This window comes from Pseudomonas sp. KH_024_B2, from assembly GCF_057839965.1.
The window spans coordinates 482,799-496,598 of sequence record NZ_CM174502.1 but is presented as its reverse complement, the minus strand read 5'-3'; the positions used below and the strand labels follow the sequence as shown (position 1 = coordinate 496,598).

Sequence of the window (13,800 nt, the reverse complement as noted above, 5' to 3'; positions counted from 1 at the left end):
CACTAAACACGAGGATTGACCCATGACTGCTTACTACTTCCTGACCATTGCCATCTGCGCCGAAGTGATCGCAACCGTTTCGATGAAAGCAGTCAAGGGCATCAGCACTCCGCTGCCGCTACTGCTGGTCATCGTCGGTTATGGCATTGCCTTCTGGATGCTGACCCTGGTGGTGCGCAGCGTCCCGGTGGGCGTGGCTTACGCTGTGTGGGCCGGCATGGGCATCGTGATGGTCAGTGTCGCCGCACTGTTTATCTATGGGCAGAAGCTGGATGTGCCGGCGATGCTGGGGATGGCGTTGATTGTGCTGGGTGTCGTGGTGATTCAGCTGTTCTCGAAGACTGCTGGGCATTGATTGCCAGTTTCAACACACCACCCTGTTGAGTCGACCCCAGTCCTTGTGGCGAGGGAGTGGCCGCCGCGTCTTCGACGCTGCGCTGTCGCGCAGCAAACAAGTGTCCGACCTAAAATTGAAGTGCGCGCGGGGACAGAGACCCGTAGCCAATCACTGGTGTGTTCGCACCCGCGAGGGAGAGTGGTCCGCACGGTATCGGCGTGGAGTCGTTGTCGGCACAGCAAGCTGTGACCACGTATGAGAGAGTGAATCCGTTCGCCACCGTGTTCCCCGCGCGCCCCTCAATCCTGCGAGGAATTGTCATGGCGCGCAAGAACCAGCAGAAACGATTTGAAGTGATTCACCCGCAGTGTGCGGGCATCGATGTTGGCAGTCGGGAGCACTGGGTCGGCGTCAATCCTGAGCAAAGCGACACACCGGTTCGCGGCTTCTCGAGCTTTACCGATGATTTGCTCAGGTTGGCTGAGTGGCTGGAGTCATTGAACATCAATGTCGTGGCCATGGAGGCCACCGGTGTTTACTGGATACCGCTATTCGAACTTCTCGATTCGAGAGGTTTCGAGGTGTATCTGGTCAACTCCCGGGCGACTCGCCAGATATCCGGCCGCAAATCCGACGTGCTGGATTGCCAATGGATCTGGCAACTGATGACCCACGGCTTGCTCAGGGGCGCTTTTCGGCCGGCCGACGACATTTGCTCGATGCGCTCGTTGGTCCGCCAGCGTGCCCTGAAGGTTCGCGATCAGGCCAAGACCATCAATCGCATGCAAAAAGCCCTGACCCAGATGAACCTCCAATTGGCCAATGTCATCAGCAATATTGCCGGTCTGACCGGCATGAAAATCCTCAAGGCCATCATCGGCGGCGAGCGCGATCCGCAGGTTCTGGCCAGCTATCGAGACGGTCGGATCAAGGTCGATCACGAAACCATTGCCCGGAGTTTGCACGGTAACTGGCGGGTCGAGCATCTGCATGCGCTGGCTCAGGAAGTGGCGGCCCATGATTTTCTCGAGCGGCAAATTGCCGAATGCGATCAGGCCATCGCTCAGGCCCTTGATCGGCTCCCCGTGTTGAACGATGAGCCTCTGCAACCGGTCAAGGCACTGCGCAGTCCGCATCGATCTTCAGCCGAACAGGCCCAGCTGCACCGGGCGCTCGGAAAAATAATGGCCGTCGATTTGACCGCGATTCCCACCATTGGCGTGGAAACCGCCTTGGTCCTGTCGAGCGAAATCGGACCCGATCTGTCGCGCTTTCCAACCCAGCAGCATTTCTGTTCCTGGCTGGGGCTGGCGCCCGCCACCCGGATATCCGGCGGCCGAGCACTGCCCGGCAGTGCACCGAAGGTGCTTAATCGAACGGCGCAAGCCCTGAAGCAGGCGGCGTCCAGCGCGCGCAACGACCAGAGTTTTATCGGCGCCAGCCATCGCGCCCGGCTGGCGCGCATGGACACCTCATGCGCGATCAAGGCCACCGCGCATCAACTGGCCCGGCTGATCTACGCCATGCTGACCCAAGGACAGCCGTATGTGGAGCAAGGCATGGACGCGTATGAAGCCAGAAGTCGTGATCGCCAGCTCAGGGCCTTGCAGCGCAAGGCCGTTAAGTTGGGGATGAGGTTGGTCATGAATGATTAAAAAACCAATTCAAAAACAACGGGTTATATTTTGTTTGATGAGAGCTTGCTCCCGCTCGGCTGCGCAGCAGTCGTAAATCCGGTTAATGCGGTCTACCAGATAAAATGTGGTAACCGATTTCAGGACCGCTTCGCGCTCCAGCGGGAGCAAGCTCCCTCGCCACAGGTTTGGTGTTCGATTCAGATATCCCATCAATTGTTCGAGATTGATCGCCAGCAAAACCTCCGATCTTCGAGTCTGTATACTGCGCCCCTAGTCTTGAACGCTGAGGTCGCTGCATGCCATCCGTTATTTCCACCGACGTTCTGATTGTCGGCGCCGGGGTTGCCGGCCTCTGGCTGAACGCACGCCTGCGCCGCCAGGGTTTTTCGACGGTGCTGGTGGAAAGCGCCAGCCTCGGCGGCGGGCAAAGCGTAAAGTCCCAGGGGATCATCCACGGCGGCGCCAAATACGCGCTGCACGGTGCGCTGACCGGCGCCTCGGAAGCCATCGCCGACATGCCGCGCCGCTGGCGCGAAGCCCTGGCCGGAACCGGCGAACTGGACCTGTCCGGTGTACGCCTGCTCTCCGAAGCCCACTATCTCTGGTCCCCCGGCACGATTGCCGGCAACCTCACCAGTTTCTTCGCCAGCAAAGCCGTGCGCGGCCGGGTCGATCAGGTCAAGGGCGATCAATTGCCGCCGGCCCTGCAAGATCCCCGCTTCAAGGGCAAGGTCTATCGTCTGAGCGAACTGGTGGTCGACGTGCCGAGCCTGATCCAGCGCCTGGCCGAACTGGCGGGTGATGGCCTGCTGGCAGGCCAGGCAATCGAACCCTTGCTGGAAAACGGCGAACTGGTTGGCCTGCGAGTCGATGGGCGGGAAATCCGCGCACAACGCATCGTCCTCAGCGCCGGCGCCGGCAATGCCGATTTGCTCAAGGCGTTGGGCCTGAGCCAGCCGGCGATGCAACGGCGGCCGTTGCACATGGTCATCGTCAAAGGACCGACCCTGAAACCGCTGTACGCCCACTGCCTGGGCGGCGGGCCCAAACCGCGGGTCACCGTCACCACGCACCCGGCGGCCGACGGTCAGTGGGTCTGGTATCTGGGCGGTGATCTCGCCGAAGGCGAGGGCGTCGCCCGTGAACCGGCCGCGCAAATCGCCGCCGCGCAGAAAGAACTTGGCAACTTGCTACCCTGGGTCGATCTGAGCCAGGCGCAATGGGCGACCTTGCGGGTTGATCGGGCAGAACCCGCGCAATCGGGCCTGACCCGTCCGGATAATGCCTTCCTCGCCGAACAGGATCGTTTGCTGGTGGGCTGGCCAACCAAGCTGGCCCTGGCGCCAGACTTCGCTGATCGCGTGCTGGCCGCGCTGGACCGTGACGGCATCCAGCCAAGTCACCCGGCGGCCTTGCCCGAACTGCCGAAGCCGCCGATGGCACAACCCGCCTGGGAACAATTGTTGCCATGAGCCAACCGACCTTGCACGACTTGCATCGCCTCCTCGGCAGCACCGGCCTGCGGGTGTCGCCGCTGGGACTGGGCACCGTCAAACTCGGCCGCGACCAAGGGGTGAAGTACCCCAATGGCTTCCGGATTCCCGACGATGACGAAGCGCGCAGGCTGCTCAAGTTGACTCGCGACCTGGGCATCAACCTGATTGACACTGCCCCGGCCTACGGCCGCAGCGAAGAACGCCTCGGTCCGTTGTTACGTGGCCAGCGCCAGGACTGGGTGATCGTCAGCAAGGTCGGCGAAGAGTTCCTCAACGGTCTGTCGCACCACGACTTCAGCGCCCAGCACACGCGCTTCTCGGTCGAGCGCAGCCTGCAACGCCTGGAAACCGATTTTATCGATCTGGTGCTGGTGCATTCAGACGGCAACGACCTGGCAATCCTCAACGACAGCGAGGTCTACCAGACCCTTGCCGAGCTGAAGCGTGAAGGCAAGATTCGCGGTTTCGGCTTTTCCGGCAAGACCGTCGACGGCGGTTTGAAGGCTCTGGAACAAGGTGATTGCGCCATGGTCACCTACAATCTCAACGAACAAGCCGAGCGGCCGGTGATCGACTATGCTGCCGCCCACGGCAAAGGCATTCTGGTGAAAAAGGCCCTGGCCAGCGGCCATGTCTGCTTGAGCCCGGGTGTTGATCCGGTCCGCGCCAGCTTCGAGTTGCTGTTTGAGCATCCCGGGGTCGGCAGTGCTATTGTCGGGACCATTAATCCGCTGCACCTCGCCCACAATGTGGCGACTGTCGCGCAGGTTTTGCACAGAAACTGACGCCGCCGACGCGGTCGCCCCCCGACGCAAGAAGGAGCTGAGATGTCGCGCACGCTCATTAGAAAGAACCCCAGCAACTTCAAAACCCTGCCGTTATACGTCGAAGCGACTCCCGAAGGCCTGAGCTATCAGAGCGTCGGGATGCCGCTCAATTTTTCGCAAACCTTGCAACGTCGTCGTCCGGTGACGGTTGCGAACACCGAGCGTTTTTCTCTCGAACTGGCCAACCTCGGAGTTTCGGTCCGCCTGACCCTGCATTGGCAGAACCGCGATTACTGGGTCCTGGTTCGTCAGCGGCGTCAGGACCGTGGCGATGTGGTGCTCAAGTTGATCTCCGGTTATGTGCCGGCCCACGAATTGAACCTGCCGCTGCACACCGCGACTCAGGAGATTGCTGAAGAGTGTCTGCTGGAAACTCCCGAAGGCTGGCTTAGCGGGCGCTTCAACGACACCTGGCTGCCAGCGCCTTATTCGACTGCATTGCATTATCGCGAAGCCCTGCCCTTTCGCCTGACGCCGCTGTCCGGTTCGGCGCGTCCGGTGCGGTGCGCCAACATGCAACTGATCGAACGGCCAAGAGCCTACGTTCACTTGCCAACGGCTTCGCTGCAGCTGATTTACGATTTGCGTCTGGATGTGCCGAAAGAGGCGAAGTCCCTGAGCCTGTTCCACGTCGATGAGCGTCTGGAAGGTGATCAACTGGTCGCTCGCCTGGACCGTAAACGGCCCGACCTGTACCTGATGCCGCTTGAGGATGGCCAGCCCCTGGCCGAGCTCTATACCTTGAAAAAGGATCAGCTACACCCGGCCAGCACCCGCGGCCTGTATCTGGCAGAAAGCTTTGCCCGGCAGGAAGGCTGGCTGGTGCGCGATGAGCGAATTCGCTGGAAGGACTGGCTCAAACAGCAAGGCTTGAGCCAGCCGGGCAAGGATTCAGGATTCAAACGCCTGACCGGCAAGGCCAGGCAGTTGTTGAAGAGGATCGTGCCGAGGAGCGCTGCGCGCTGAACGCAAGCTGACACCGACCTGTGGCGAGCGAGCTTGCTCGCGCTCGGCTGCGAAGCAGTCGCAATCCAGCCGACGCCATATGCCTGACACAACGCGGTGGCAGATTTTAGGGCTGCTTCGCAGCCCAGCGGGAGCAAGCTCCCTCGCCACAGGTGACCGCGCTTACTCGTGGTTGCGGATCTTCTCGACGATCGCTGTGGTCGAGCTGTTCTCGACCAGCCCCAGCACCTTCACCGTGCCGCCATAGGCACTGACGATATCGGCACCGACAACCTGGTCGATACCATAATCGCCGCCCTTGACCAGCACATCCGGCTTCACCTGAGCCAGCAGGTTTTCAGGGGTGCCTTCAGGGAAGCTGATCACCCAGTCCACCGCGCCCAGACCGGCCAGCACCGCCATGCGACGGTCGACGCTGTTGATCGGTCGACCCGGCCCTTTCAGGCGGCTGACCGACGCATCGTCATTGACCGCAACGATCAAGCGATCGCCTTGCGCCCGAGCTTGCTCGAGATAGGTCACGTGTCCGGCATGCAGGATGTCGAAGCAGCCATTGGTGAAGACAATCTTCTCGTTATGCGCACGGGCATCGTCGATCGCCAGCAGCAGTTGATCGAGACTCAGGACACCACGCTCGGAACCCTCCTCACGCTGGATGGCGCGACGCAGTTCAGGCGCGCTGATCGCCGCCGTACCCAGCTTGCCGACCACGATACCCGCGGCCAGATTGGCCAGGGCCACGGCATGGGGCAATTCCTCACCGGCGGCAATCGCTGCTGCCAAGGTGGAAATCACTGTGTCACCGGCACCGGTCACATCGAACACTTCACGCGCCCGCGCCGGCAAATGCAACGCCGGCTGATCGGGACGCAACAGCGTCATGCCGTGTTCGCCACGAGTGACGAGCAAAGCGCCCAGCTCGAGATCGTGCATCAGTTTGGCGCCCTTGGTCACCAGCTCATGCTCATCGGCGCAACCACCGACGATGGTTTCGAATTCACTGAGATTGGGGGTGATCAGGCTCGCACCGCGATAGATCGAAAAGTCTTTGCCTTTCGGGTCCGCCAGCACCGGAATGCCACGCGCACGCGCAGCCTGGATCAGCACCTGATGATTCTTCAGCGCGCCCTTGCCGTAGTCGGACAGCACCAGCACCTTGATGCCTTCAAGCAGGCCATCGACCTCGGCAGCCAATGCCAGCGCATCGGTGGCAAAGGGTTCTTCGAAGTCGATCCGCAGCAGCTGCTGGTGACGACTCATGACCCGCAGCTTGACGATGGTCGGCTGGTGAGCGATACGCTGGAACAGTGCTCGCACGCCTGCACCATGCAAGCTGTTGGTCAAACTATCGGCGGCCTCGTCATCACCGGTCACTCCGACCAGTGAAGCGGGCGCACCGAGAGCGGCAATGTTCAAGGCAACGTTGGCGGCACCGCCCGGGCGGTCCTCGATATGCTCGACCTTGACCACCGGTACCGGCGCCTCAGGGGAGATCCGTGAGGTACCACCATGCCAGTAACGGTCGAGCATGACATCGCCGACCACCAAGACAGGGGCTTGATCGAATCGCGGCATGGACAACTTCATGGAGCAACCCACATACAAAATGAACAGGGGCGCGATATTAGCACAGGGTGAACGCTGCCTAGTTCGAGAGCTTCATCCGGCTTGTATCACACCCTTACATTGCTCATTTTTTAAACAAAACGGCCAAGTATTGATCTCGCAGTCGGCCTGCTGCAGTGCTTCGCAGGGGAGGTAGCAAGCGCAAGGCGGAGAATTATTCAGCTTTGGTCAAGCGGGTAAGCTGCTGGATACAACACGCCGGGCGCATTGCACGCCCGGGAGCTGGACAGGGTGAGCACGCCCACCCTGAAGTCGAAGTCAGGCAATGCCTGCCGGAACAGGTTCGTCCAGGCCCATGGCATGCAGGCGCGAATAGTAACCGCCCTGCGCCAGAAGTTCGGCATGGGTGCCGCGCTCGACAATTTCGCCGTGATCCATCACCAGGATCAGGTCTGCCTTCTCGATGGTCGACAAGCGGTGCGCGATCACCAGCGTGGTGCGGCCTTTCATGACTTTATCCAGCGCTGCCTGAATGTGCCGTTCGGACTCGGTGTCCAGCGCCGAAGTCGCCTCATCGAGAATCAGCAACGGGGCGTTTTTCAACAAGGCCCGAGCAATTGCCAGGCGCTGGCGCTGACCACCGGACAACAACACGCCATTCTCACCAACATCGGTGTCCAGACCTTGCGGCAACTCTGCAATGAAGTCCATCGCATAAGCGTCTTCGGCGGCTTTCTCGATGTCGGCACGAGGAGCCCCGGCCAGATCACCGTAGGCGATGTTGTTGGCCACGGTGTCGTTGAACAGGGTGACGTGTTGTGTCACCTGAGCGACGTGCCGACGCAGATTGCGCAGGCAGTAGTCTTCGATCTCCACGTCATCGAGCATTATTTGCCCCGTTTCGTGATGGTAGAAGCGCGGAATCAGGCTCGCCAGCGTCGACTTGCCACTGCCTGAGCGACCGACCAGCGCGATCATCTGCCCCGGCGCCGCCGTGAAGCTGATGTTCTTCAGCACTTCACGCTCGGTCCCAGGATAAGTGAAGCTCAGATTGCGCACGTCCAGACGACCGCTGACACGTTCTTTCTCGACGGTACCGGTATCGATTTCCGGCTCGACATCCAGCTGCTCGAAGATGCTTTCCGCACCGGCCACGCCTTTCTGAATGGTCGAGCTGACTTCCGACAACTGGCGAATCGGCTTCGGCAACAAACCGGCTGCGGTGATATAGGCCACCAGATCACCGGCCGTTGCGTCCCCGCGCAGGAACAGCACCAGGAACATCAAGGCCGCCATGGCGGTGTAGATCACCAGTTGCAGCGCCGGCGTGTAGACCGCACCGGTCTTGGTCATGCGTAGCTGCTTGTCGGTATTGCTCTGGCTGGCCTTGGCAAAACGCATCTGCTCGTAGGTTTCGCCGCCGAAGCTGCGCACGACGCGATAGCCCTGAATGGTCTCGGACGCCACGTGAGTCACGTCGCCCATCGCTACCTGGATCTTCTTGCTCTGCTTGCGGAATTTCTTGCTGGTATTGCCGACCATGAATGCGATCACCGGCAGAATCGCCAGCATCACCAGGGTGAGTTTCCAGTTCATCCACAGCAGGTAAGTGAACAGGAAGACCACGGTCAGACCTTCACGGATCACTACCTTGATCGCATCGGTAGCGGCTCCGGTGACCATCGTCACGTTGAAGGTGATACGGGAAATCAGGTGCCCGGAGTTGTGGGTATCGAAATAACGGTTGGGCAACACCAGCAGCTTGTTGAACAACTCTACCCGCAGGTCATGCACCAGCCCCAGTGAGACCTTTGCCAGGAAGTAGTTGCCGAGGAACGAACCAAGACCCTGCCAGGCGGCAATCAGAATGATCAGCAACGGCACAGCCATCAGCAGCTTCAAGTCGCGCAGATAAGGAACAGTGGGAAAGAGCACCGCTTCAGGGTTGCTCAAGCCATCGACGAAATATTTGAGAATCCCGGCCAACATCGGTTGGGTCGAGGCAAATATCACGAAGCCCACGATACTCAGCAGGAAAATGCCAACGTAGGGTTTTACATACCCCAACAACCGAAAATAGATTTTCAGGCTGGAATCCTGTTCCGCTTTGGGCGGTGCGTCACTCATCGTAGAGCTCACTGGTTAGGAAGAACGCGGAATTTTATCACAGGCACCGGACCTGGCCCGCGTCCATGCCAAAACACTGGCCAGGCCGATCGGTAGCCAGCTGATGAACCATTCGGCCCGTGGTGTTCCAGTCAGACTGGCGGCATCGAACTGCATGGCAAGGAACGAGAACAACCAGATTCCGATAATGCCTTGGCCGTACACCGTTTCACGGGCTCGCCACGCCTCACGCAGCACCGCAAACCAGACCGCGCACCACAATAACAGCCCTGGCAGCCCCAGTTCGATGGCAATGTGGGTGAACAAGTTGTGGGCATGATCAAAATAATGGCCGTCGGCAAACACCTTGTACTCGCCTCCCAAACCAAGGCCACGCCAAGGGTGCTCGGCAATCATTTGCAGGCAGGCCATCAGAATTTGTGGGCGGTAGGAAACCCCGCGAGCCATTACCAGTGGCTCAAAAATCCAGAAAGCCAGCATCGCGATTACCAGCGCGCCAATCGCGACTATACGGCTGCGTTGATCCCGGCACCAGATCGGCATGGCGAGCAAACTCAGGAACAAGGCCAACCCCGCGCCACGACTCTGGCTAAGCACGACAAACCCGCCGAGCAAAGCCAGTGCGACCGCCCAGACCACTTGCAGCCAGCGCGTGCGCGGCACCCAATGCACCATCCAGATGGTGGCCAGCCCAATGACGTAACCGCCGAGAATCGGGTGAGCCAACTCTCCCAGCCCTTCAAGACGCGCTGACCACAGGTTACCGTCGATCCAATAGAATTTGACGATAGCCACCAACGCACTCAATGCCAGACCGAGGCCGCCCCATTGCATGACACGGATCACCCGCTCAGGTCGGGCATCGGCAAAGACCGGAAAGAACAAAAGAAACACAGCGATATACAGCAAGCGCTTGGTTTCGCGAAACGGCTCTTCCACGTTTGCCCATAACAGGCTGATCAGTGCCCAGGCTGCCAACCCCAGCAACGCCAGGCAAACCAGACGTTGCGCGCGCCAGACTTCAGCAAGCCGATCCCGCGCCGACCAGGCAAAGACCATCGCCGGTAACCAGAGAAACGCGATCAACCCTTGTTGATAGACTTTGTTGGTAGGCGCAAATGCAATAGCCAGCAAAAACCACAGTAAACCGATCGTCATCCATACTTGCGCCCAACGAGTTGCTTGCATCAATTAGCTCCAGAATGATTCACCATCCAACCCGGCATGGTTAAAACAACAACTTTTGGGCATCATTGCCCACCACAGTACCGGCTATTCCAACAAGGTTTCCTACGATGCAATGCTCCCGGCTTCCCCAAGCCGCTTTAAATCAAATGATTGAAGGCGCCAGAGTACTAGAGGCTGACAGCTTCGGCCCGAAAGTCTATCTGTTGCAGGATGGGAATATCCTCAAACTGTTTCGCCGCAAACGTCTTTTTTCATCGGCGCTGTTTCGACCTTACTCGAAGCGCTTCATCGACAATGCCGCTGAACTGGAAAGGCTCGGTGTGCCCACCTTGCAGGTCCTGGAGTTCTATCAACTGCAAGCTCCCGGCATGACGGCGGTGCTTTACCGGCCTTTGCCGGGGGAGACACTGCGCCAGATTTCCAGTAAAGACGGCTTCAACTGGCAGCAGGCCCTCCCGGCACTGGTGGAGCTGATTCGCAGCCTTCACGCGTCGGGAATCTACTTTCGCTCATTACATCTGGGCAACATTGTCGTCACACCAGACAACCAGCTCGGCCTGATCGATGTGGCTGATATGCGTTTCTTGCGCGCGCCGCTGCCCAAACATCTGGTCAGACGCAACCTGCAGCACTTCGCACGTTACATTGCCCGGGAGAAGCTGAACGGGACCTTTCCAATGCAAGCACTGGAGCAGGCCTTGTTACCTGCATGACAGCAACGCCCGGGCTGCCTGACTGAAACCCAGCCAGGCCTGGTCGGGCGCGAGTGCCTGATATTGATCAGCGGCGATAGCTTCAGGGGAAGTACTGAACGCCCGCACGATGGTGTCGCTCCAGGCGCTCACGTCATCGATGGGGGCATACCATCCGGTCTCTGCCAGCTGTTCACGGAACACTGCCAGTTCGCTGGTCAGAACCGGAACACCGGCCATCACCGCTTCTTGCAGAATCAACCCCAAACCTTCGTCCAGTGAAGGAATCGCAACCCAGTCGAATGCACGGTAAAGCATCGCGACATCAGGTAGATGGCCCGGCAACGACACCTTGCCCTGCAAACCCAAATGATCGATCAGGGCCTCCAGTGCGGCTCGTCCAGACCCTTCGCCAATAATCACCAGGCGCAAATCAGGCTGATGCGTCAGCGCCCGGGCATAGGCCTCAATCAAGCATGCAAACCCCTTGTCGGCCACCAACCGCCCTACCGCACCCAGCACCGGCGTGGCATCGATGGGCAGACCCAACTGTGTACGAGCCTGCTCACGAGGTAGAACCGAGGCCTGGAATGCGCCAGGATCGAACGCACTACGCAGCACAGTGACCGGTATTTGCAGATCACTCTGAAGCGATGAAGCCAGGGTTTGCGAAACGGCAGCCAGTGTCAGCTGCGAAGAAGGGAGCTGGCGAAACAGCTCTCGATCCCCCGCATGAAGCCGTGAAGCACTATGAAAGATCACCACCGCGCGGATTTGCGGCAGCTTTTTGAGAACCGGTAATAGTGTGCGCGCCACACCCAGGCCATCGAGCAGCAGCACACGAGCATCGCTGTCTTCAAGAGCCTTCTGAAAGCGCGCCTGCATCCAGGGCTTCATCAGCCTCCAGAAATGCCGGCCCTTCAAGCGGGCGGAAGACAGATTCCATTCCCGAGTCTCGCCGGCATCGACCACGCACCCGACCGCACTCCCCTGCAATAGCCAGGTCCTGATCGGCGTCGCGGGTTCGGCCTGAGAAAGTATCTGCTGATGAACCTTGTGAACCGAGGCAAACGGGGAGCCGCCCGCCCACATGACGTTTAGGATACTCATTGAGCAAGAAACCCTTTTGCGTATCTGACGATATCAGCTGTGGCGTACTTAATTGATGAACCAGCCAATGCAGACTCCAAGCAAAAGGGCCAAGCCGAGCTTTATCTGCTCGCGACGACTGCGGCGAGCCTTACGCTGGCGTTCAGCAGGGGTTTCTACGTGAAGACCGAAGCCGGTATGTAGAACAGCATCTCCTTCAAGCGTTACAGCCGTAAGATTCAGCTCTGCGTAACGCTGCGACAGAGCTTTTTCCCCGCCATACCCGGCAAAAGGGGCGCAGAGCCGATACTCTTTGAGGCGGCGCAAACCTGGGTTGAGCGAAAAACTCTGCCACTCCGGTTTGTCGGAGATCAACGGATAGCAAGGCACTCCACCAATCACTTCACGCGCTCCCAAACGGATGTAGGGGCTGTGAACATGTAAATCATAAACGTAGTTGCGTAGCCAGACCTGAAGGATCTCAGGACGCAATTCAAGAATGGTTTTAGAGTCCTCCACAAAGCCCGGACGATAGAACTCCCAATCATCTTCACAATGAAAGATATAGGGTGTCTTGACTTGCTCGTAAGCGAGATCGATCGACGCCAACTGGCCCAGCTTCGGTCGATTGACGAAAAACGTACAGTGTTCCTTCCAATGGGCAGGAATCACTGCACGCACGCCCTCATCGCCCGCATCTTCAGTAATGAAAACTTCGCGGACAGGTGCGGTATTGAACCGGTCAAAACTCTCAAGGGTGTGCTTGAGCAGATCCAGACGGCCGCAACTGGTCACTACCAGTGTGATATTACTTTCTTGGGAGAACTGCACGTGATCCTCATTTAAGCAAGATTGCCGCCGAAATCAGTGGCAACACAGTCCATATCAAACACCCAGTTTCAGGCGCAGTTTTTCCAGCAGATTCAAAGGCGCGCGCGGTCGTAATGCCGGCTCAAGCTCTTCGACGATGCGCTGGCCGATCCGGGCGAAGCTGAATTGACTGACTGCCAGATCGCGTCCGGCACGGGCGATGGCCGCCGCCAGCTCAGGATCAGCCCGTAGCCTGGCAAGCTTTTCCTGGAGCTGCGCGATGTCCTGATAGAACACCACGTTGTGCATGTCCTGCAAACCCAGCGCACGATTCTCCGCCTCGCCCTGATCAAAGGCCAGCAGCACACAGCCACACGCCATGGCTTCGAAGTTCTTGATCATGTATTCGCCCATACCGACATCGGCACTGACGAAGAAGCGAATACGGTTGAGTGTGTCGCAGTACTCTTCACCGGATTTGGTGCGGGTCACCACCAAGGGTTCGACGCGCCCCAATTCATCGAGCAGCGCTTTGCGACCGCTGTAGGCAACGCTATTGGTACTGCCGACAAACGCCAACTCGATATCGCGCTGGCGTCCCTGGTCCTGCAACAGCGTCTGGTCGTAACCCTTGGGTACGAACACCGCGTCGAAACCTTCCTCGCGCAAACGCTCGGTGACCATGAACCCCGAACTGATGACCCGCGCCCACGGCAGGCGACGGTAATGCGCGCTGAACTTGCCGGTGTACTTGCAGGGAATGTAGTTCTGGTAGGCATCGTGCTCAAGAATCACCAGATTGGGGATCGTGCGGATAAACCCGACCTGACGCACTTCCTGTTTGAAACGCAGGAAGAACACAATCCGGTCATAACGCGAGACATCCACTTCACGCCGCAAATAGCCGCGCAAATTGCGTTGCTCATCACTGCTCAGCCAACGCAGGTCACATTCGCAATGAGCGGCCACGCCTTCGTACAAACGGTCCAGAATGGCCCGCTGTTCTTTCTGCACCAGAAATAGAACCTTCATCGTCATCCTTGCAGCGCTGAGCAGCCCGACAAA

The 13,800-nt window shown here is 59.0% G+C and carries 12 protein-coding genes; 6 read left to right on the top strand and 6 right to left on the bottom strand.

Going from position 1 to position 13,800, the window contains the following annotated elements; translation table 11 throughout:
* Positions 1-22: 22 nt before the first annotated feature.
* The 5 genes from AC3I0A_RS02320 (at position 23) to AC3I0A_RS02300 (ending at position 5,263) form a co-directional block, all read left to right on the top strand.
* Positions 23-355 (top strand): DMT family transporter, encoded by a 333-nt coding sequence (locus tag AC3I0A_RS02320; protein ID WP_489376039.1) that lies wholly within the window; start codon positions 23-25, stop codon positions 353-355.
* A gap of 302 nt (positions 356-657) precedes the next feature.
* Positions 658-1,992, top strand: coding sequence for an IS110 family RNA-guided transposase (locus AC3I0A_RS02315; RefSeq protein ID WP_489375478.1), 1,335 nt, complete (start codon positions 658-660; stop codon positions 1,990-1,992).
* Between the two features lie 278 nt (positions 1,993-2,270).
* Positions 2,271-3,446 (top strand): NAD(P)/FAD-dependent oxidoreductase, encoded by a 1,176-nt coding sequence (locus tag AC3I0A_RS02310; protein WP_489376038.1) that lies wholly within the window; start codon positions 2,271-2,273, stop codon positions 3,444-3,446.
* On the top strand, positions 3,443-4,255 hold the full coding sequence (locus AC3I0A_RS02305; protein WP_489376036.1) for an aldo/keto reductase: 813 nt from the start codon (positions 3,443-3,445) through the stop codon (positions 4,253-4,255). Before AC3I0A_RS02310 ends, AC3I0A_RS02305 begins: the two co-directional genes overlap by 4 nt.
* 42 nt (positions 4,256-4,297) lie before the next feature.
* Positions 4,298-5,263 (top strand): metal ABC transporter ATPase, encoded by a 966-nt coding sequence (locus tag AC3I0A_RS02300; protein WP_489376035.1) that lies wholly within the window; start codon positions 4,298-4,300, stop codon positions 5,261-5,263.
* Between the two features lie 162 nt (positions 5,264-5,425).
* Here AC3I0A_RS02300 and hldE read toward each other — a convergent pair whose 3' ends face one another.
* From hldE to AC3I0A_RS02285, 3 genes are all read right to left on the bottom strand, one after another.
* Positions 5,426-6,850, bottom strand: a complete 1,425-nt coding sequence (gene hldE, locus AC3I0A_RS02295; protein ID WP_489376034.1) for a bifunctional D-glycero-beta-D-manno-heptose-7-phosphate kinase/D-glycero-beta-D-manno-heptose 1-phosphate adenylyltransferase HldE — start codon at positions 6,848-6,850, stop codon at positions 5,426-5,428.
* A 297-nt stretch (positions 6,851-7,147) separates the two neighbouring features.
* On the bottom strand, positions 7,148-8,956 hold the full coding sequence (gene msbA, locus AC3I0A_RS02290; protein WP_489376033.1) for a lipid A export permease/ATP-binding protein MsbA: 1,809 nt from the start codon (positions 8,954-8,956) through the stop codon (positions 7,148-7,150).
* Between the two features lie 15 nt (positions 8,957-8,971).
* The gene (locus tag AC3I0A_RS02285; RefSeq protein ID WP_489376032.1) at positions 8,972-10,144 is read right to left on the bottom strand and encodes an O-antigen ligase family protein; all 1,173 of its coding nucleotides are present in this window, start codon (positions 10,142-10,144) and stop codon (positions 8,972-8,974) included.
* 107 nt (positions 10,145-10,251) lie between these two features.
* Here AC3I0A_RS02285 and AC3I0A_RS02280 point away from each other — a divergent pair, with 107 nt between their 5' ends.
* On the top strand, positions 10,252-10,857 hold the full coding sequence (locus AC3I0A_RS02280; RefSeq protein WP_489378386.1) for a BUD32 family EKC/KEOPS complex subunit: 606 nt from the start codon (positions 10,252-10,254) through the stop codon (positions 10,855-10,857).
* Here AC3I0A_RS02280 and AC3I0A_RS02275 read toward each other — a convergent pair.
* From AC3I0A_RS02275 to AC3I0A_RS02265, 3 genes are read right to left on the bottom strand one after another with little or no spacing between them, the layout of a single operon-like run.
* Positions 10,846-11,946 (bottom strand): glycosyltransferase, encoded by a 1,101-nt coding sequence (locus AC3I0A_RS02275; protein WP_489376031.1) that lies wholly within the window; start codon positions 11,944-11,946, stop codon positions 10,846-10,848. The two genes, AC3I0A_RS02280 and AC3I0A_RS02275, sit on opposite strands and share 12 nt — an antisense overlap.
* Positions 11,947-11,994: 48 nt before the next feature.
* A complete protein-coding gene (locus AC3I0A_RS02270) occupies positions 11,995-12,756 on the bottom strand; it encodes a glycosyltransferase family 2 protein (RefSeq protein WP_489376030.1) in 762 nt (253 codons plus the stop codon).
* 54 nt (positions 12,757-12,810) lie between these two features.
* Positions 12,811-13,767, bottom strand: a complete 957-nt coding sequence (locus tag AC3I0A_RS02265) for a glycosyltransferase family protein (protein ID WP_489376029.1) — start codon at positions 13,765-13,767, stop codon at positions 12,811-12,813.
* Positions 13,768-13,800 lie beyond the last annotated feature (33 nt).